Origin of the sequence: Arthrobacter sp. MMS18-M83 (assembly GCF_026683955.1) — a bacterium.
Classification (GTDB): domain Bacteria; phylum Actinomycetota; class Actinomycetes; order Actinomycetales; family Micrococcaceae; genus Arthrobacter.
Map to the genome: position 1 here is coordinate 4,936,618 of NZ_CP113343.1, position 18,741 is coordinate 4,955,358.

General features: G+C 63.6%; 17 protein-coding genes and 1 pseudogene. 1 reads left to right on the top strand and 17 read right to left on the bottom strand.

Features of this window, described 5'->3' with window-relative positions; translation table 11 throughout:
• Positions 1-25: 25 nt before the first annotated feature.
• From OW521_RS23285 to OW521_RS23315, 7 genes are all read right to left on the bottom strand, one after another.
• Positions 26-1,264 carry a CaiB/BaiF CoA transferase family protein gene (locus OW521_RS23285; protein WP_268021814.1) on the bottom strand — a complete coding sequence of 413 codons (1,239 nt, stop codon included), beginning with the start codon at positions 1,262-1,264 and terminating at the stop codon, positions 26-28.
• A complete protein-coding gene (locus OW521_RS23290; protein ID WP_268021815.1) occupies positions 1,251-2,141 on the bottom strand; it encodes an enoyl-CoA hydratase/isomerase family protein in 891 nt (296 codons plus the stop codon). Before OW521_RS23290 ends, OW521_RS23285 begins: the two co-directional genes overlap by 14 nt.
• Positions 2,138-3,112, bottom strand: a complete 975-nt coding sequence (locus OW521_RS23295; RefSeq protein WP_268021816.1) for an ABC transporter permease — start codon at positions 3,110-3,112, stop codon at positions 2,138-2,140. The genes OW521_RS23290 and OW521_RS23295 overlap by 4 nt, the downstream gene beginning before the upstream one ends.
• On the bottom strand, positions 3,109-4,644 hold the full coding sequence (locus OW521_RS23300) for a sugar ABC transporter ATP-binding protein (protein WP_268021817.1): 1,536 nt from the start codon (positions 4,642-4,644) through the stop codon (positions 3,109-3,111). The genes OW521_RS23295 and OW521_RS23300 overlap by 4 nt, the downstream gene beginning before the upstream one ends.
• The gene (locus OW521_RS23305; RefSeq protein ID WP_268021818.1) at positions 4,644-5,816 is read right to left on the bottom strand and encodes a sugar ABC transporter substrate-binding protein; all 1,173 of its coding nucleotides are present in this window, start codon (positions 5,814-5,816) and stop codon (positions 4,644-4,646) included. Before OW521_RS23305 ends, OW521_RS23300 begins: the two co-directional genes overlap by 1 nt.
• A 203-nt stretch (positions 5,817-6,019) precedes the next feature.
• Positions 6,020-8,134 carry a putative bifunctional diguanylate cyclase/phosphodiesterase gene (locus OW521_RS23310; protein WP_268021819.1) on the bottom strand — a complete coding sequence of 705 codons (2,115 nt, stop codon included), beginning with the start codon at positions 8,132-8,134 and terminating at the stop codon, positions 6,020-6,022.
• Positions 8,135-8,248: 114 nt separating this feature from the next.
• On the bottom strand, positions 8,249-8,908 hold the full coding sequence (locus OW521_RS23315; protein WP_268021820.1) for a peroxiredoxin: 660 nt from the start codon (positions 8,906-8,908) through the stop codon (positions 8,249-8,251).
• On the opposite strand from OW521_RS23315, the gene OW521_RS23320 reads away from it, so the two are divergent.
• Positions 8,907-10,739 (top strand): tetratricopeptide repeat protein, encoded by a 1,833-nt coding sequence (locus tag OW521_RS23320; RefSeq protein WP_268021821.1) that lies wholly within the window; start codon positions 8,907-8,909, stop codon positions 10,737-10,739. The two genes, OW521_RS23315 and OW521_RS23320, sit on opposite strands and share 2 nt — an antisense overlap.
• On the opposite strand, the gene OW521_RS23325 is transcribed toward OW521_RS23320, so the two are convergent.
• The 10 genes and pseudogenes from OW521_RS23325 to OW521_RS23365 all read right to left on the bottom strand — a co-directional run bounded on the left by OW521_RS23325 (position 10,736) and on the right by OW521_RS23365 (position 18,688).
• Entirely contained in the window at positions 10,736-11,521 is a 786-nt protein-coding gene (locus OW521_RS23325) for a diacylglycerol/lipid kinase family protein (RefSeq protein WP_268021822.1), read from the bottom strand. The genes OW521_RS23320 and OW521_RS23325 overlap by 4 nt on opposite strands.
• Positions 11,522-11,558: 37 nt before the next feature.
• A complete protein-coding gene (locus OW521_RS23330) occupies positions 11,559-11,906 on the bottom strand; it encodes a divalent metal cation transporter (protein WP_268021823.1) in 348 nt (115 codons plus the stop codon).
• Entirely contained in the window at positions 11,854-12,252 is a 399-nt protein-coding gene (locus OW521_RS23335; RefSeq protein ID WP_268021824.1) for a divalent metal cation transporter, read from the bottom strand. Before OW521_RS23335 ends, OW521_RS23330 begins: the two co-directional genes overlap by 53 nt.
• Before the next feature lie 49 nt (positions 12,253-12,301).
• Positions 12,302-12,493 (bottom strand): annotated as a pseudogene (locus OW521_RS24485) (hypothetical protein); the annotation flags it as partial.
• 12 nt (positions 12,494-12,505) lie between these two features.
• Complete coding sequence (locus OW521_RS23340) at positions 12,506-12,658, bottom strand: hypothetical protein (protein ID WP_268021825.1); 153 nt, start codon at positions 12,656-12,658, stop codon at positions 12,506-12,508.
• Between the two features lie 164 nt (positions 12,659-12,822).
• Positions 12,823-13,959 carry an App1 family protein gene (locus OW521_RS23345; RefSeq protein WP_268021826.1) on the bottom strand — a complete coding sequence of 379 codons (1,137 nt, stop codon included), beginning with the start codon at positions 13,957-13,959 and terminating at the stop codon, positions 12,823-12,825.
• 57 nt (positions 13,960-14,016) lie between these two features.
• Positions 14,017-14,478 carry a GyrI-like domain-containing protein gene (locus tag OW521_RS23350; RefSeq protein WP_268021827.1) on the bottom strand — a complete coding sequence of 154 codons (462 nt, stop codon included), beginning with the start codon at positions 14,476-14,478 and terminating at the stop codon, positions 14,017-14,019.
• A 63-nt stretch (positions 14,479-14,541) separates the two neighbouring features.
• Positions 14,542-16,602 (bottom strand): phosphocholine-specific phospholipase C, encoded by a 2,061-nt coding sequence (locus tag OW521_RS23355; protein ID WP_268021828.1) that lies wholly within the window; start codon positions 16,600-16,602, stop codon positions 14,542-14,544.
• 735 nt (positions 16,603-17,337) lie between these two features.
• Positions 17,338-17,997: a dihydrofolate reductase family protein gene (locus OW521_RS23360; RefSeq protein ID WP_268021829.1), complete on the bottom strand. Its 660-nt coding sequence runs from the start codon at positions 17,995-17,997 to the stop codon at positions 17,338-17,340.
• 220 nt (positions 17,998-18,217) lie between these two features.
• Positions 18,218-18,688, bottom strand: coding sequence for a cupin domain-containing protein (locus OW521_RS23365; RefSeq protein ID WP_268021830.1), 471 nt, complete (start codon positions 18,686-18,688; stop codon positions 18,218-18,220).
• Positions 18,689-18,741 lie beyond the last annotated feature (53 nt).

The following is an 18,741-nucleotide window of genomic DNA, read 5'->3' on the forward strand; positions in this document are numbered from 1 at the left end:
AGTGTCTCCTGATCGTGTGTCGGGTTCATAGTCCGCCATTGCTGGCCCTGTCCGGGTCCGGGTGGACGTGGACCGGACCGGTGATGATGCCGGCCTCAATCAGGCGGGTGATTTCCGACGTCGGGACGCCAAGTTCCGCCGCGATTTCCAGCGTGTGTTCGCCCAGCATCGGTGCGGGGCGGCGCAGCCAGCCTTCTTCGCTTCCCTGGACCTTGACAGCCTGGCCAAGCACTTTCATGGTACCCAGTTCCGGGTGCTCAACGGTCTGCACCATGCCCAAAGCCGCGGTAATCGGGTGATTTAGGGCTTGTTCCAGGTCCAGCACACGCCCGCACGGGATGCCGGCGTCGTTGATCAGCGGGATCCACTCTTCCGCGCCCCGTGTTGCCAGGGCATCCTCGATGAGACGGCGGAGTTCGACGCGGTTGGCCATGCGGCCCGCGTTGTCGGCGAATCTGGTGTCCTCGGCCAAACCATCCAGGTTCAGCACCGTGCAGAGGCGCCGCCACATCTTCTCGTTCCCCGATGCGAGGGTCACCGAGGCATCCCGGGTCTTGAACGTCCCCTGCGGGAACATGATCGGGTGATCGTTCCCGTCACGTCCCGGGATGATTCCGAGGCTGAGATACTTCTGGGCTTGGTAGGACATCAGCGTCAGTGTGGACTCCATCAACGAGGATTCGACTACCGAGCCCGAGCCCGTCCGGTCGCGCTCGTGAAGGGCAGCCAAGACGCCGACAGCCGCGAAAACGCCGGTGGCTGAATCGCTGATGGCAATCCCGACGCGCAGCGGCCCGGTCTCCTGTGTCCCTGTCACACTCATGAGTCCGGACATCGCCTGTGCCGTCTGGTCGAATCCGGGAAGTGCGTCGCCTGGCGGCTTCGTGCCGAATCCACTGATGTTGACGTAGATCAACCGTGGATTACGTGCCCGGAGCACCTCGGCGCCCAGCCCCATCTGTTCAGCCGTCCCCGGACGGAAGTTCTGCACGAAAACATCGGCGTCATCGATGAGCCCCAGCAGCAGGTCCCGGCCTTCAGCCTGCCGGAGGTCCACGGCAAACGAACGCTTATTGCGGTTCGACGCGAGATAGTAGACGCTTTCATCGCCGTGGAACGGGCCGGACTGGCGGGCCGGATCCCCCGTCGGGAGGGTCTCGATCTTGATGACGTCGGCCCCAAGGTCTGCAAGGAGCATCGTCAGCGTCGGGCCCGAAAGGTAGCGAGTAAGGTCAATTACTTTCAATCCGTCAAGCGCGGCCATGAGCGGGGATCCTTCCGTCAGTGAAATTCGGGGTCCGGCCGGTGAGAAATGCGTCGATTCCTTCGCGGAGATCGTTTCCCTCGTAGGCCTGGGCGTGTAGTTCCCGGATCAGTTCATGCCCATCCGTGACTGCTGGGTCGGCGGCGAGCGCCGTTATTTGCTTGGTGGCCCTCACAGTGACCTCCGAGCTTTCGACAATGTTCCATGCCAGGCGGGCCGTTTCAGCACCGAGTTCCCCGGCCTCGACGACCTTTTGAACAAGACCCCAAGCCAAGGCCTGGTCCGCCGTGGCGAGGGTGCCGCTGTAGACAAGGTATTTGAGGTTGGCGGCCCCGATGAGGCCGACGACGGCGCGGGTCTCGGTGAGCCCCAACGTCACGCCGAGCCTCCCGATCGGAATGCCGAAACGCGAGCCGCTGCTGGCCAATCGGATGTCGCAGGCGGTTGCGAGTTCGCATCCGCCGCCGACGGCCAAGCCATCGATCATGGCGATCACCGGGAAGGGCACTGACTGGATTGCAAGCAGGGCGACGGCGATCGCAGCGTTGTACCGGTCTGCCGCGGCCGTCCCAAGGCGTTTTGCCGGGAACTCCGAGATGTCGGCGCCCGCACCAAAGGCTCGTCCCCCGGCACCCCGCACGATGACGACCCGTACAGCCGGGTCATCGCGTAGGTCGGTGAAGACCGCGCCGAGGCGCTGCCAGCCAGCGAGGGTGAGTGCGTTGTGCTGGGCCGGGCGGGTGAGCGTGACCACGACGACGGCCTTATTCCCAAGCGCCAGCATCTGGACTGCGATCATGTCCTCCACGGTGTCCGGCGAAGGCTCTGCTTCGAGAACGGTAAGCAGATCCTTGGCTGCTTCGATCACGCGGATCATCCGTTGTCCAAGGGAACCCGGCGCCGGGACAGCTGGGACAGAGCGACCGCCACAAGCAGGGCACCACCGTAGAAGAGCTGCTGGACGTAGGACTGGATCCCCATCAGTTGCAGCCCGGTGATTCCCGTGACCAGGAAGTACACGGCGATGGCGGTCCCCCACGGGTTGAACCTGCCCGGCATGATGCTCGTCGCCCCAAGGAACGCCGCCGCGAAAGCGGGAAGCAGGAGGTTCGTGCCCGAGGTCGGATCGGCGCCGCCGGAAGTCCCGGCGTAAAGGACTCCCGCCACTGCGGCCAAGGTCGAGGACCCCATCAGCGCGCCAACCCGTACACGTCCGACGCGGACGCCGCTGAGCTTGGAGACATTCCGGCCACGCCCAACGAAGAGCAGGCGGCGTCCTATGGAGGTGTATTCCATGATCCACCACAGCAGGGCGCATAAGCCGATCGCGTAAAAGAACGCCAAGGAAATGCCGCCAAATCGCTTTACGATGACCCAGTCCACCAGCGTGTGGGAGATTCCCGAAATGGTTGCGGAGTTGCTGACCCAGAGCGTAATTCCGCCGAGTAAGGTACCCATGCCGAGGGTGACGATCAGCGATTCAATCCCGAAGAAGACCATGATGACGCCATTGAGGAAACCGACCAGCAGGCCCATCGCGAGGGCGGCCAGGATCGCAGCCCAGATGGGCCAGCCGTATTGGACGTTCAGAATGGCGATCATCATGGCCGACAGGGTGAGCACCGCACCGACCGAAAGATCGTAATCACCGGCGGTGAGGGGCACGATCAAAGCCAGCGTCAGGACCAGGAGGACGGCTTGGGAGCCGAACATCGTCTGGAACGTCGCCGGGGTCAGGAAGACGTGGGGGTTGGCGATGCCGAAGCCAATGATCAGCAGTAGCCACGCACCAGGCAATGCGATGCGCTGAACCAGGCTGAGCCGACCCCCGCCTTTGAGTAGGGTCATGAGGCCTCCGCCGGCTGGGCGTCCTGGTCCACTGCGTAGGACTGCTCCGAGATCTCTTCCTTGTTCACGTGGGTTCCGGTCAATTCCGCCACGATCCGTCCCTGCCTGAATACCAGGACGCGGTCGCAGATCAATGCCAGTTGTTCGTGGTCGCTGCTCGCGCATAGCACAGCCATCCCTTCTGCGGTCGCTGACCGCAATACGCTGAAGATTTCTTCGCGGGCGCCGACGTCGACGCCCTGTGTCGGCTCATGGACCATCAGCAGCGACGGTCTGGTTTGCAGCCATTTGGCCATGAGCACCTTTTGCTGGTTGCCGCCGGACAGGCTTGAGCAAGGCAGAGCCGGATCATTGGGCCGTACTTGGAAGGCGGAAAGGACCTTCCTGGCCTCTTCCCGCATGCGGGAGCGGTGAAGGAAGGGGCCCTTCTGGAATTGGTCCATGGTCTGCATGCTGACGTTGTCCAGGACCGAGAGCGAGAGAATCGCCCCGTCGCGAGGCCGGTCGGCTGGAACAAGCGCCATCCCGGACCGGAAAGCACTGGTCGGGTTTTGGCCCCGCAAACGCATGACCGATCCGTTCAAGGCCAGGGTCCCGGTCTCGGCCTTGGCCGCGCCGAACAGAATGTAAGGAAGATCCTCGAAGCCAGACCCCGACAAACCTGTCACCCCAAGGATTTCTCCCTCGTGAACGGCGAAGGACGCCTCGGCGACGAGGCCACCCTTGAGCCCGTCAATGACCGCGACTGGCTTGGTGGCCGCGATTTGCGCGGCACTGCGGTGAGACACAGCCTCGAGCTCGTGGCCTACGATCAGCTTGACCAATTCCTCGCGGCTGGTCTGCTCCGTCGAGCCGTTGCCAACAACGCGGCCGTCCCGGAATACGGTGAATCGGTTCGTGAGGCGTTTCACCTCTTCGAGGTCGTGGGAGACAAACAGCACGCCGGCGCCACCTGCGGCGACGTTGCGGGTCAGATCGAAGAGCATCTCTGTGTCGTCCTGCGGCAGGAACACCGTGGGTTCATCAAGGACCAGAAGACCGTTGCGGGGGGCACCGGAGACCGCGCGGACAATTGCCAGCAGCGCCCGTTCGACAGGCCGAAGCGTGCTGACCGCGGCAGACGGATCCAGCTCGACCTTGTACTTCCTGAACAGCTCATTGGCGATCCGGCGCCAGGACCTCCAGCGGATGCCCGCAGAGTTCCCAGTAGAGATCTCATCGAGAAACAGATTCTCGAGAACGCTCAGACTGGAGATGAGACCTAGATCCTGGTGGACAAACCTCATCCCCAGCGCCTTGTAGTCTCCGGGGGCAAGCGGAAGCCGGACTTCGCTTCCGTTCACCAGCAGACGGCCCCCGGCATCCGGTTCGTGGAAACCGGCGAGCACCTTGATGAGCGTGGACTTCCCGGAACCGTTCTGGCCCAGCAGCCCGTGGATCTCGCCGGCGTTGACAGTGAGGTCAACCCCCTGCAGCGCCTTGACTCCGCCGAAGGTCTTGGCGAGATTGCTGATTTGCAGAACGGCTGGCATTACTTCACGCCCCAGAGGGTCTTGTATCCGTCCTGGAACTTCGCCGGATCCCCGTAGCCATCCTTCTGGTTCGCGGGTGTTCCCGTCTCATTGACATTGCCTGCGTCGAAGAGCCGCAACGGAGTTTTTTCACTGGCAAGCGGTGCCGTTCCGGTGAGGACACGAAGGACCTGGTCCATGTTGGCCCATCCCAGCCACTCGAGGGGTTCGCCGATCTCGGCCGCGACCAGGTTCTTCGCCTGGATCATGCTCAGTACCGAAGCTGTCCCGTTGTAGGCAACAATTTTGACGCTGTCGGTCTTACCCGCCTGGGTGATGCCAGTGCCAAGCAACGGAGTCATTCCGTCGAACACCGGGACAACGTAGTTGATCGACGGATCGCTGAGCAGGGCAGCCTGGACCTGGGTGGGAACGTCGGTCGCCCAGTTCGAAATCGGGATGTTCACGACCTTGGCCTTGCAACTGTCGGGGCAACGGGCTTTCAATTCATCGCTGAACGCGGACGCTATACCCGCGCTGGGCTGGACTTCATTTGACGCCACAAAGTACGCATTCACGTGACCTCCGGACTGCGCAATCGCATAGTCGGCCATCAGCGTCCCCGCACGGTAGTGGTGGGCGTCCACGAAGGCCGTCACATCAGGAAGATCCTTCTTTGCAGAACCGATGTAAGACTCGTCGTAAAGGTGGGTGCTGATGACGGGAATCCCTGCCGCCTTAGCCGCGGCAATCTGCGGTCCGAGCAGCTTCGGGTCAGGTGAGCCCTCCAGCACGATCGCATCGACCTTTTGGGCGATGGCGCTGTCCATTCCCTGGATCCACTGCGGCACCTGTCCCTGGTTGGTGAACTGAACCACCTTGACTCCGGCAGCCTTGCCCGCGTCTCCCATCGCTGCATCAACAATCTGGTTGAACGGAACAGTGCTGTTCAAGCTGATGTTGGCTACGACTTTCCCCTTGGCCTTGGAAGCATCGAAAGCCGGACCTGGCGCGGAAAACGACGGTGCCGTCTTTGCCTGGTCGATGACGGCCTTCACCGCCGTGGTGTCGATGGCGGGGTTTTGCGAACTGGACGTGGTTGTACTGGCGCCCTCGGAACAGCCTGCCAGTGCCACGAGCGTCATGGCGGCCAGGGAAAGTGTTAGTGCCCTTGATCGGGTGGTGCGGATCATCGCAGTTCCTTCAGTGTGTGTTCGGGCAGCGGGGCGGCCAGCCATGCTGCGTGATGCACATCACCCTACTCCGTCTTTTGACTACTGTATACAATTTCCCTTAACTTCTTTGCGCCACAATGCACCCCAATGCACCGGTGCCTGTTTCAACCGGAGGGGACCATTCGATACCTGAGTCGCCTGTTACTCGCACACCCCGGGGATCAGGTCGGTATCCCTCCCATGCCGTCGACCGGTTCGTCGGCCGGCCAAAGCTCCTCACGGCTGACAGTCGTGCCCGCTGAGTACGAGGCCCGCCAGGCATCGAATGCTGCTGCCGGCACGGGGCGGGAGAAGTAGTGCCCCTGGGCAACGTCGCAGTCGAACGTCATCAGATGCGAGAGTATCTCGGCGGTCTCGACCCCCTCGGCGAGGACTGTCAATCCGAGGCTATGGCCCAGGTCGATGACGCTGCGCACAATCAGGGCGTCGCTGGGCTGCGTTGTCATGTTCAAGATGAACGATTTGTCGATCTTGATCTCGGTGACGGGCAGGTTCTTGAGCTGTCCCAGGCTGGTATACCCTGCGCCGAAGTCGTCAATGGAGAGCCGGACGCCCATCAAGGCGAGGGTTTCGAGCAGCCGCTGCGCCCGTGCAGGTTCAGCCATTAGTGCGCTCTCGGTGATCTCGAGCTCGAGCATTTCGGCCGGTACCCTGTGCAATGCGAGCAGATCGGCAACGTGCTCGGGCAGGCTGTCATCGAGCAGGCTGCGAGCCGACAGATTGACCGACAAAGGCAAAGGACGCCCGTCGTCCATCCAGGCCCGGGCCTGTGCCAGGGCGGAATCCAGCACGTGGCCGGTTAGGGGCCCAATCAAGCCGGTGTGTTCGGCCAGCGGAATAAAGCCGTCCGGGAAGATGAGTCCCCTCTCGGGGTGTTGCCACCGGACCAAGGCTTCAGCCCCGATGATTTCCCCATCGCCGAGGCTGATCTTGGGCTGGTAGTCAAGTACCAGCTGATTCGCGGTCAGAGCGCGACGCAGATCTCCGAGCAGCGCCAGCTTGGCCGGACTGTGCCCGTCCGCGTCCGCGTCGTAGGCGAAAACGCCGAGGTTCTGGGCCTTGGCGACATACATCGCGACGTCTGCCCGCTGCAGCAGCGTCGTCGGGTCGGTCCCGTGCTCGCCGGAGAGCACCACTCCCACGCTGGCTTCGACATCGAGGGCAACGCCGTCGATCAGGAACGGCGTCTCTAATGCGTCCCGCAACCTCGCCCCGACGTCCGTGGCCGCCAGGACATCGGTGACGTCCGGGAGCAGGACGGCGAACTCGTCCCCGCCGAGTCGGGCGATCGTGTCGCCTCCGGTCAGCACCGAGCGCAGCCGTGCCCCGACCTGTTTCAGCAACTCGTCGCCGTAGTGGTGGCCGAACGTGTCGTTGATTTCCTTGAATCTGTCCATATCGATCAGCAAGAGCCCGGCGGTGGTGCCGGCGTGCTGGGCCGCAGAGAGCGCCTGCCTGCAACGCTCGAAGAGCAACGTGCGGTTCGGCAGCCCAGTCAGCGCATCGTGTAGTGAGCGGTGCAACGCCCGGCGCCGTTCGGCGTCAAGGAGCCGGCGATGGCCCCGCGTGACCGAAGCCGTCGCCAAGGCCAGCAGCAGCCCCAGCAGGAAAACCCACGGGGTCAGCCAGCCCTGAAGCTCCTCCAGATGCCGGAGCTGAGTCAGTTGGGACAAAGAAGCCTCATGATGGCTAACGTCCGCCGAATGCACGGCCTCCGCGATGGCAAAGAACTTGGGGTCGACCTCATTGGAGTCGATTTTCAGCGCAAGCGGAGTATCCCCTTTATCGACGGCGTCGAACAGGCGGCTGATCGACGAGCGATAGTCGTGATGCGCCGCATTTACGCGCGATGCCTGCTCCCGGTCGCCCTGGTCCCCGTTCCGGGCCACGAGATCGAGCGCATTCATCAGATCGGCGGAGGCTGCGTCGTATTCGGCCCGCACCCCCGGACCGGGCTCAAGGCGGTACTTTCGCTCGAGTGATTCCTCCGCCGAGACTGCGCGATCGGCCTGGTCATAATAATCAGACAGCTTGCTCGCGACGTCAGCCGAACGGGCCGCCGAGGATGTGGACTGGGAGGACCAGACTGCAAAAAGGGCGACGCCGAGCAGCACCAGCACCAGCACCAAGGAGGCCACCCGGCTGCGCCTAGCAGTGCGGACATCGGCGTTGGACTGCACCGCGAGGAATTCGGGGTCGTTCTCAGCCGTCTGCGTCTCCGCCGATTCAGGGTGGCTCCGGTCCGCTGGCTTGCGCGTAGCGATCTTGTCAATCATTTGGTCCCCCCAGTGCGTCGCACGCCCCGGCTCAAACCCGGGGCGCGGACATAACCAATGTTGAAGTCCCGTCAGCCTACGGCATACGTGACGAACCGGGGACAGAACCGCCGATCACACCGGCTGCGGAACGATCCGAATGTACGGTTTGGGCTCCTTCCAATCGCCAAAGATCTCCCGGGCCTCGCTGTTCGGGACGGAGCCCGCGATGATGACGTCCTCGCCTTGCTTCCAGTTGACCGGCGTCGCCACCCGGTGCTTCGCCGTGAGCTGAAGCGAGTCGATGACGCGAAGCACTTCGTCGAAGTTGCGTCCGGTTGTCATGGGATAGACGAGGATCAGCTTGATCTTCTTGTCCGGCCCGATGACGAACACGTTACGGACGGTCTGGTTGTCCGCGGGCGTGCGGCTCTTGGCGTCCCCGGACGTCGCTGCCGGGAGCATGCCGTAAAGTTTCGCCACGGTGAAGTCCTCGTCGCCGATCACGGGGTAATTAGGGCGAGTCCCCTGCGTTTCTTCGATATCGGCGCCCCACCGCTCGTGATCAGCTGTCGAGTCCACGGACAAGCCGATGATCTTGACCCCGCGCCTGTCGAACTCGGGCTTGATCTTAGCCATGTAGCCGAGCTCGGTCGTGCAGACCGGTGTGAAGTCTTTCGGATGCGAGAACAGCACTCCCCACGCGTCTCCGAGCCAGTCATGGAACCGTATGTCTCCAGCGGTCGTCTTGGCGGAGAAATCGGGTGCGATCTCACCGAGTTGCAGTCCCATCATGTCCTCCTGGGCGTTTCGATGTGATGACGGAGCCAATTGGTTCGCCGTCATTTCTGACGGTAGGGCGACCCTGTTCCCCGATCGTTCCCCCGGATACCATAAGGGCATGGAGACGTGCGCCATCGTCGTGCTGGGCGCGTTCCGCGTCGTGGTTGACGGCCAGGCGGTTCCAGGGGACTCGTGGAAACGCACCAAGGCGGCCGGGCTCGTAAAGATCCTCGCCCTGGCTGAAGGGCACCGGCTGCATAGGGACGTCGTCGCCGATCTGCTCTGGCCCGATCTCAGCGCACAAGCTGCCGGTTCGAACCTACGCAAGGCAATGCATTTCGCGCGGGCTGCGCTCGGCTCGTCCGACGCCGTGCAGGCGCACGGCGACCTGCTGGTTTTACTGCCCGACGCGGAGGTCTCCATTGACGCGGAGCGGTTCGAAGTGGACGGGCGCGCCGCGCTCGCCTCATCGACAGGGGCGGCCGAGGTGCTCGCCCTGTATCGAGGCGACCTGCTTCCCGATGATCGATTCGCCGTGTGGGCCGAGGACCCCCGCGATCGGCTGCGCACGCTGTACCTGAGTCTGCTCAAGGCCGCAGCTCGGTGGGACGACGTGGTAAAGGCCGAGCCAACGGACGAGGACGCCCACCGCGCGATCATGGTTCGCGCGCTCGACGCCGGCGATCGCCAAGGCGCGATCCGCCAGTTCGAGCGACTGTGTCGCCAGTTGCGCGCCGGCTTGGGCGTCGGCCCAGGGGCGGCGACGGTGGCAGTCTACGAGAAGGCCATCGCCGAAGACAGCCGTCGTGCGGAGAATCGCACGCGGGCCACGTTGGCGCGAGCACTCATCGCCCTGAACAGCGGTGACCCCATCGAAGCCACTTCATACGCCCTGCGTGCACGCGAGCTGGCCATGGAAGCGAACCTGGGCCGAGAGATCGGCGAGACCAGCGCGGTGCTGGCGATCGCGGCGAACATGCAGAACCGCTGGCCCGAAGTGTTCGAGGCCGAGTTCGTGGAGTTCACACGACACGATTCCGTGCGCTCCGGCTATATTCTCGACGCACAGTTGTGCCTCGCTGAGTTCTGCCTGTGCGGGCCGGACGGGCACCGGAACATTATGCGGCGAGTAGTGCGTCTACGGACGATCGCCGAACAAGCGGGCTCGGTGCGTGGCCAAGCCATCGCCGACCTGTTGCTTGGGGAGGCGGCCCTGTTCTCCGGTGAACTCGGCGACGCCCGCGCTCTGCTCCAGTCCGCTCTTGAGCTGCACCGGCGGGCCGGGGCCCGAGCCGGCGAGATCGTGACACTGCAACGACTGGCTGAGGTTGACCTCGCGCAGGATCGGCCCGACGAGGCCGCCCGGGCAGCCGGTCGCGCCTTGCCTGCCGCCGCCTCCACCTGGCTTGAGCCCCACCTCGTTGTGCGCCTGTACGAAGTGCTCGCCGAGGCTGCCAGATCTCCGATGCAAGCTGTCCACATTATCGAGCGAGCCGACGCCGCTCTGGCCGGTAGGAGCGTCTGCCCGCCGTGCTCGATGGGTTATCAAGTCGCCGCCGCGAGGATTTACGCTCTGGCAGGGAAGCTGGACGCCGCCCGCCGTCGGCTCGCCAAAGCCGAACAGCTCGCTGGCATGTGGCCTGGCGGCCCATGGCACGCCGCCCTCTGGGAAGCACGAGCCATCCTGCGCCGCGCAGAGGGTCACGAGAACCAAGCCATCGCCCTGTTTCGGGAGGCGGCAGATAGTTTTGCCGAACTCGGCAGGCGCCAAGACGAGCAACGCTGCCTGGCCCGAGCAGCCCAGAGATCGCTGATGACGAGCGGAAAGTCTCTTGCCGGCTAGGCGGTCTTCCGGGCAAAGTTTGCAGCGATCAGGTGAGGTCCTCCGCCCCCGCGAGGGGGCACCACTTGGGCGTCATCGAACAAGGCCCGACGGCGGCTTTGCTTATCCCAGGGTGAGAGTTTCTGGTCCGCGTCGCTGAGCGTGGCGTATTTCGCCATCTCCGCAATGTTGGCGAGCACCAGGCTGTCCAAGCTGCGGCGCTTGCCGTCGGCCTGGCGTATTTCGAACGGCTCAAGTTTCGAGAAGGTCCGCATCGCCGAGACCAATTCCTTCAGGGCCCCCTTGCCGCCCTTTTCCAGGTCCATGGCCACCACCGGCGTCAGCCCAAACCCGACATAGGAGTGCGCGTACTCCCCGGGCGAGTCCGGCCCCTCACCCGTGTGGACGCGCAGCAAATCGATGCTCCGTACCCTGCCGCCGGCGATCGCTTCCCCAAGCGGCTGGGTGCCGGTGCTTCGCCTGTGATCATTGGCATTTCCCGCCCCCAGCACCGCACACACGGCCCTGGGATTGCCGCCCTGCATCACTCCGTTAACGACCTCGTTGTAGCCACCGTCACCGCTGACAGAGACCACCAGCACGTCCCCGCCACCGCGGACAGCATCCCGTGCCAGCTCGACGGCATGACCGGCATGACCGGTCGGCTGGAGCCTGATGTCCACCGCGTAGCTGAGGATATCCTCCAGTTCGCCGTGGAGACGCTCAGCCAGCTTGCGTGCATCCCCTGTGCTGTTGGGATTGAAAATGATGACGATTGATTCAAAGGTCCTTGCAGAAGTCATTGCCGCCGGGAACGCGTAAACCGGGCCTCAGCCCCGGCTATGCCCCGGTGACCGTGGTCCAGATGCCCACAGCACCTGCGACCACCATGATCGCGGTCGTGGCCCAACCGAGCGTGGCCGCGAGTTTTCCGTTGCGGTATTTGCCCATGAGCTCTTTGTCTCGGGAGATGAGCATCGTGACAATGAGGAACGGAGCGGCGGCAATCCCGTTGATGATGGCGCTCAAGACCAGCAATCCAATGGGGTCGGAGTCGAAGAGACTGATGATGACGCCGCCGACGGTTCCCACACCAAGCAGCACATAGAACGTGCGTGCCTGGCTGGGACGCCGATCAAAACCCCAGTTCTTGCCGAGCAGGCCAGCCAGGCCGGCCGAGCTGAACAAGGTCCGCGCGGGCGTTGCGGAGCTTGCGGTGGGCGGCGGCAGCGGAGCTGTCTTCCAGCCCGACGGCGTTGTCCCCTCCGAGGTCATCTTCCCTCAGCTCCTCGACCCGGTGCGCGCTTTGCCAGAAAAACAGGTACGGGGAGATGGTGGTGCCGAGGACAGCGACGATGAGGCCCAGGTAGTCCCAGCTAAACCGGAAGTGTAGGCCCAGCAGACCCGCCATAACGTCTGCCCAGTCCACCTTGGCCACGAACAGCACAGCCACATAGGCCAGCAGGGCCAGGCAGAGCCACTTGAAGATCTTCGCAATGACCGCAAAACCGCCGGCGACCAGGATTAAGGGCAATGCCGATCCCGGCGATCGCGCTCCATAGCTGAGCCGGGCCCGCGCCGAACAGTTCCATGCCCTGGCCGACTGCCATCAGGTCCGCCGCCGCGTTAAGGGTGCTGGCTCCCAACAGGGCCACGATGAGGATTGCGATCACTACCCGAGGTTTGCGCGAGAACTTCCGGCGGGCCAGCCTGCCCAGGCTATCCCCCGTGGCCAGGGCTGTGCGGTCGCGGATCTCCTGGACGGCCATCATCATCGGCTGCGCCCGTCACCAGGCCCGGACCGAGCAGGCCGAGGAACCGCCGGACCGGCGAGCGCTTCGGGCCAGAAGGACCAGGTCGCCGCCGGAAGAATCGTCTGGCTTGGTGCCGCTGGCTGGGGTCTCGCGGGATGCCGGTTCCGTAGCTTCCACAGGACTCATGTCGTTCTCCTGTTGTTCAGTTATACCAAATGCTAAGCATGCTGATTATTCCCAGTAACCTCGGCTTACGGCAAAGGCTTCCCTGTTTACGAAGGCAGCCCGGATCACCAGGAGGCGGGATTCCGTTCGTGCAAAGCCCGGCCCGTCCTTCCGGCAACTGCTCCTCAGCCGGATTCCTCCAGCACATCTGCGGATCGGAGGCTGCTCCGGATGATGCCTAACTGCTCAAGCTGGGCCGACATCCCCGCGCCGTCAGGAGAGTAGATCCAGGGGATCCCGGGAGTGGGCTGACCTCCGGACTTCGACCGCCCGCCCGCGAGCACCGCTTCGCCGACGGAGAGCTGGCGGATCGCGATGGCCTTGACGTTCCGTGGATGGCGTTGGGCGAACTCTGCGTAGATGGCCTCGTCGTGCTGTCCGTCGTCGCCAATCAGGAGCCACCTGACTCCGGGTAACTCCTCCGCGAGACGCTCCAGAGAGGTCCTTTTGTGCTCCTGGCCGCTACGGAACCAGCGGTCCGGGGTGGGTCCCCAGTCGGTGAGGAGCTTGGGACCCGCGGGATACAAATTGCGGGACAGGAACCGCGACAGCGTCGGTGCGACGTTCCAAGGTCCGGTCGAGAGGTACACCACGGGTGCCGAAGGCGCTGTCCTAACGATCCGCTCGTACAGCACGGCCATGCCCGGCGTCGGGGTCCTCGCGTGCTCATCGAGTACGAAAGTGTTCCAGGCGGCTAGGAATGGACGGGGCAGCGCCGTCACCATTACGGTGTCGTCGATGTCGGAGACGACACCGAAGTCTGTGTCGTCAGCGACGATCTGCACTGGGGCCTCCACGATCCTGGAGATCCCGGATTGCACGGTGATGGTATGCCAGCCGGCGTCGAGGGCTACGGGGATACGCGCGTCGACCACACCACCGCGGTCGGCTTCGAGATCATGGACGGTGCCTGCGATGGTCACATGCACGCGGGCGTGTGCCACGGGCGCACTCGTGAAATTGCGCCAGCCGCGCATGCCATCCTTCAGCGGTTTGAGCGCACCGGCCCGAGCACCGCCTCCAGTGTCCCGCTGTTCACTGCGGACAACGCGCGCCAACACCCGGACCCAGGAAGTGGTGCCATAACCGGTGTACGGGATGACGGTCTCCACTCGACCGCGCCGGATCGCGAGACGCGTCTGGAACCTGAGCCAGGCGTCGTCGAGCTTGAGGGCGAGGTGGCGGCCCTCGCCGCTCGGCGCCGGGCCGCCGCTGTCAACACTGTCGGACTGAGTGCGCGGCTTTACAGGACGAGGACACATGCGTCCAGTCTGGCATGGCTGAAGAAGGCTGACGGTGAGGCTCGGTCTCACTGACACCTACTTCAGCAAGTGCACGACCGTCGTTTCGGTGTGGGCCGGATCGGGTGTCGGATCGCCGTAGATCTCCCAAGAGTGCCCGGCAGACTCCCTATGGTTCGTCGCCATCCACTCGTCGATCGCGTTGTATGCCTCTTTCATGCGGTGGTACGGCCCGTGGTGGACTGCCACGGCAGCCTCGCCCCCAGGCGTTTCGGTTGCGTACACCTCGCCCGCCTTTTCAAAGGCGCGCGTGACTTCGACGCCGAAGTCGCACAGAATGGGCCCGTCGGGCTTGTTCGAGTGGTGGTAGACGAAGATGTTGTGGCCGTCCGTCCACAGATCGGGCTGACTGCGAATGAAGTCCCAGACCTTGCCCACCGCAGGACCCCATGCCGAGCCAACTTCATTCGGCGGGACCTCGCGCCGGACGGCGGCCAGGGTGCGGGGGCGAACAGTCTGTAGGTTGACGGGGACCGTCATGCGGAGATCTTACATCCCGCCACGCCAATCAGGCGATGTGTGCACAGAGTCTGCGGGGTCCCGTTATCGGCCCAGTTGGGGGTCGCTCGTGAGCTGACTACCGTTTTCGAGCCGGCCCGCCAGGACGCGGACGAACTTGGCGTTGGCAGCGGAGGTGATTGTCAGGTCGTACCAGCCGCCCTGGGTGGGGATGACGACAGTCTTGCCCTGGCCGGGATTGAGAGAGAGCGTCTGGGTACCGGCGCCGTACGCGTCGGTCAGGGTGAGGGCTTCGCTCGTGGAGCCGGTGTTCTCGATCCGGAACTGCGCGTGCGGTGATTTACCGTCTGCGGCGACAGTAACGCGGAGGTCCGCGGCCGCCGTCGTGCCCGCCAAGCGGCGGTACCAGCCGGCCGGGCCGTGCATGTGCACGTCGTATTCGGCACCGAGCGCCCACGCCGCGTCCAGTGAGGCTGTTGCCCCGATGGTGTACGAGTAGGGAGCCTGCGGCAGCGAATTGGAACGGACCTGCACGTGCGCGCCCAGGGTGCCCCGGTTCGCCCAGCGGGCGGTGAGTTTCCCGGCGTCGATCTTCGTTTCGACGTCGAGGGCGTAGCCGAGCGGGCGGGACGGACGTGTGCCCTTCTCCTGGGCCGGCATCGAGTTCGTCGCCGGGGGCGTCGGAACATAGCTCGGGTGGCGGTTATGGTCAGTTGGCTTGTAAGCCGAGGTGTCGGGCATGGCTGGCGCAGCGCCGCCGGCCACAGCGAAGTCGAAGGCGCTGGTGAGGTCGCCGCTGACAGCGCGGCGCCACGGCGTGATGTTCGGCGAGGCGACGCCGAATCGGGCTTCGAGGAACCGGATGATCGAGGTGTGGTCGAAAGTCTCGGAGCAGACCCAGCCGCCCATGCTCCAGGGCGACGCCACGATCATCGGAACACGGACGCCAAGGCCGAAATGACCCGGAACGTCCTTGCTGCCGTAGAACGTCGGGGTTCCGTCGTACCACTCGCCGGCGGTCGAGACGGTGGACGCTCCCGGGATTTGGGGGGTGTTCGGGTGCGGCGGGACGATGTGGTCGAAGAAACCGTCGTTCTCGTCGTACATGAACAGCACGGCTGACTTGCTCCACACCTCCGGGTTGGAGGTAAGGATGTCCAGGACGTTCGCCGCGTACCAGGCGCCGAAATTCGGCGGCCAGTTCGAGTGCTCCGTGTAGGCTTCGGGCGCCACGATATAGGACACCTGGGGAAGCCTGCCACCTGCAACGTCCTCACGGAGGATCCGGAACAGGTCATCGCCGGCCTTCGCGTTCGTCCCGGTGCGTGCCTTCTCATACAAGGGACTGCCCGGCTTCGCGTCCTGGTACTGCTTGAAATACAGGAGCGAGTTGTCGCCGTAGTTGCCGATGTACGGGTCGCCAGTCCAGCCCTCATAGTGCGCCGGGTCGAGGCCCTCGCCGACGTCCTGGTAGACCTTCCAGCTCACCCCGGCCTTCTCAAGCTCCTCGGGGTACGTGCTCCACCAGTACCCGTTCTCATCGTTCCACAGGTCCGGACCCCCGCCTTTGCGGTCAGGGTCGTCCCCGCCGGCGAACATGAAGTACCGGTTCGGGTCCGTCGGGCCAAGGACCGAGCAGTGGTACTGATCGCAGACCGTGAACGCGTCGGCAAGGGCGAAGTGGAACGGGATGTCCTGGCGTCCGTAAAACGCCATCGTCGCGTCGGTCTTCTCCGGCAGCCACTTGTCGTACTTGCCGTTGTTAAAGGCTTCATGGGTGAGCTTCCACGAGTGGTCAAGGTCCTCCATGAACTGCATTCCGAGGTTCGGCGCCGTTGGGTGGAAAGGAGTGACCTCGCGTGTGGCGTTGGCCTGGTGGAACGCGTCCTTGCCGGACGGCAAAACCGCGGGGTGCGGGTCCGAAAACCCTCGCACACCCTTGAGCGTGCCAAAGTAATGGTCGAACGCCCGGTTCTCCTGCATGAAGATCACCACATGCTCAACGTCCTTGATCGAGCCCGTGGCCCGGTTGGCGGGGATCTCCGCCGCCCTGGCGATGCTCTCCCCCAGCATCTGCGAGATCGCGGTGCCGGCGGCGCCGGCGGCAGAAAGCTGAAGAAAACGTCGACGGTCCAAACCTGCCATGAGCTGCTCCTAGTGCGTTGTGGTCCGGTGATCCCCGATGGACTCTTCCAGCGCCAAGTTACTGCCCGGTATAGGTGTGGTGAACTTTGAGCGACATGCTAAATCGGAAACGGATAAACCTGCGCAGGCAGGTGGTAGACAGAGTGGAGCAGCCTTTCAAACCCGGTCCTGGAATGCCGACAACCGTGCCGGCTTCGCGACAGAGCGCTGAGGTGGCTATGCCTAGAGCAGCAAGCAACAGAGATGTTGGTCCTTCAACGCCGGGTTGTTAGTCGAAGCTTCCAGAGCTCGCGGGATTCAAACGGGAACTGGCCCCAAGGATCACCCGACTGGATCTTTGCCGCGTCCTGAGTAACTGCCTTGATCAAGGAGCCATGATAAGCCTTCGTGAGATCACCGGGTATGCTGAGCCATCCGGCGACCAAAAGGACAGCAACAACAAACGACGTGCGGTGCTGAGAAAGGCCATGCTTAGTAATCTGCGCCGGCATGGTTTCCTACGATTCTTTCAATTCGCGCGTCCCCGGCGGCGAACCGTGGATAGATGCGGCTACGAAGACCGGTACGAAACTGTACCCAATTCTACTGCCGGGCCACGCTGTTGTACCCCGGACCTACGTACTACCGTTCCGGGCACTCGCCTTCCCTATTGCTAATCCGAAGCGGGCCAACTGCCTCGCGCGGTCAAAGCGCTACGTGCCCAAGTTCCGCGGGGGCGATTGCTCCCACGTCGGCCTACCGGGCCGTGCGACGAGTGAAGACCAGATGGAGTACTCCGGCTGGAGAAGGGGTCGCTTCGATTTCAAAGCGCTGTTCGAGTCCTTCGAGTCCATCCCAGAGCCGTTCGCCCCGGCCCAGGACGATCGGCACGAGGACGATGTGCATGTGGTCGATCAGATCGGCCTCGAGGAACTGTCGAATCGTGCTGACGCCGCCACCGATTCGGACGTCGAGGTCGCCGGCCAGGGCGCGAGCCTGCTTTAGCGCGGAGACGGGGTCTGCGTCGACGAAATGGAAGGTTGTTCCGCCTTCCATTTCGAGTACCGGCCGAGGATGGTGTGTCAGAACAACGACGGGCGTATGGAAGACGGGGTTATCGCCCCACCATCCCTTCCATTCCTCGTCCTCCCAAGGACCGCGTTGGGGGCCGAACTTGTTGCGCCCCATGATCTCCACGCCGATCCCCGGCCCCCACGTGCTGGCGAACGCCTCATCGACGCCGAAGGATCCCTCAGACTCCCCGGAGATGCCCATCTCGCGGAAGGTGCGCGTCCCGAATGCCCACTCCATTAGCCGTGAGCCTGCGTGACCGAACGGAGCGTCGAGTTGCTGACCGTCGCCGGTGCCGAAGCCGTCGAGGGAGACCGAGAAGTTATGCACGCGGACGAGGGACATGTCATCTCCTGAGTGGTTGTCAGTCGCAATCACTTTATGGTGATCGAACCCAACGACTCAAGACCGACGATTAGCGGATCAAATGTCCACGGAACCGCGTGGCGCCGCGCGTCGACGGTGCGCTCACTCCGGACAACCCCGAGAGCCGCTTCTTCCGCGACCACCGTGGGCCCGCCAGCCGAAAACTGCGTAAGGCGTCCGTGGAAACCATGCACCGGATTCAGGGGTGCGGATGAATCGGATCGACCCAGTAGACTTCTTCCGGCGGCTCGACAGGCTCGATCTCCAGGTTGATGACAACTGGATCCTGACCGCTGCGGACAAGCACGCAACTGAGAGCCTCGGTCTTGCTCGCGTTGATCTCTTGATGGGGTACGAACGGGGGAACAAAAATAAAATCGCCGGGCCCCGCCTCTGCGACAAACTCTAGGTTGTCGCCCCATCGCATACGTGCCCGGCCGCTGACAACGTATATGACACTTTCCAGTTCTCCATGATGGTGAGCCCCGGTCTTGGCATTGGCATCAATGGTGACTGTGCCTGCCCAAAGTTTGTTGGCCCCCGCCCGGGCGTGTGTGATTGCGGCCGCTCTTGACATGCCAGGCGTTTGCGGCGTATTCAGATCGAGTTGCGATCCCGCAATGATCTTGACTCCGTGCTCGCGCCAATTTGGCTGTGACTCAGAGCTCATTTCATCCCTCCGCCAAGCACCGGTTAACACCCGCCTTGGACAAGGATAGTCCC

What these genes read in the sequence shown, in the direction of transcription:
- OW521_RS23285 (WP_268021814.1), bottom strand. Translation starts at nt 1,264, where the DNA reads ATGGCCGCGCTTGACGGATTGAAAGTAATTGACCTTACTCGCTACCTT.
- OW521_RS23290 (WP_268021815.1), bottom strand. Translation starts at nt 2,141, where the DNA reads ATGATCCGCGTGATCGAAGCAGCCAAGGATCTGCTTACCGTTCTCGAA.
- OW521_RS23295 (WP_268021816.1), bottom strand. Translation starts at nt 3,112, where the DNA reads ATGACCCTACTCAAAGGCGGGGGTCGGCTCAGCCTGGTTCAGCGCATC.
- OW521_RS23300 (WP_268021817.1), bottom strand. Translation starts at nt 4,644, where the DNA reads ATGCCAGCCGTTCTGCAAATCAGCAATCTCGCCAAGACCTTCGGCGGA.
- OW521_RS23305 (WP_268021818.1), bottom strand. Translation starts at nt 5,816, where the DNA reads ATGATCCGCACCACCCGATCAAGGGCACTAACACTTTCCCTGGCCGCC.
- OW521_RS23310 (WP_268021819.1), bottom strand. Translation starts at nt 8,134, where the DNA reads ATGATTGACAAGATCGCTACGCGCAAGCCAGCGGACCGGAGCCACCCT.
- OW521_RS23320 (WP_268021821.1), top strand. Translation starts at nt 8,907, where the DNA reads ATGTCCTCCTGGGCGTTTCGATGTGATGACGGAGCCAATTGGTTCGCC.
- OW521_RS23315 (WP_268021820.1), bottom strand. Translation starts at nt 8,908, where the DNA reads ATGATGGGACTGCAACTCGGTGAGATCGCACCCGATTTCTCCGCCAAG.
- OW521_RS23325 (WP_268021822.1), bottom strand. Translation starts at nt 11,521, where the DNA reads ATGACTTCTGCAAGGACCTTTGAATCAATCGTCATCATTTTCAATCCC.
- OW521_RS23340 (WP_268021825.1), bottom strand. Translation starts at nt 12,658, where the DNA reads ATGAGTCCTGTGGAAGCTACGGAACCGGCATCCCGCGAGACCCCAGCC.
- OW521_RS23345 (WP_268021826.1), bottom strand. Translation starts at nt 13,959, where the DNA reads ATGTGTCCTCGTCCTGTAAAGCCGCGCACTCAGTCCGACAGTGTTGAC.
- OW521_RS23350 (WP_268021827.1), bottom strand. Translation starts at nt 14,478, where the DNA reads ATGACGGTCCCCGTCAACCTACAGACTGTTCGCCCCCGCACCCTGGCC.
- OW521_RS23355 (WP_268021828.1), bottom strand. Translation starts at nt 16,602, where the DNA reads ATGGCAGGTTTGGACCGTCGACGTTTTCTTCAGCTTTCTGCCGCCGGC.
- OW521_RS23360 (WP_268021829.1), bottom strand. Translation starts at nt 17,997, where the DNA reads ATGTCCCTCGTCCGCGTGCATAACTTCTCGGTCTCCCTCGACGGCTTC.
- OW521_RS23365 (WP_268021830.1), bottom strand. Translation starts at nt 18,688, where the DNA reads ATGAGCTCTGAGTCACAGCCAAATTGGCGCGAGCACGGAGTCAAGATC.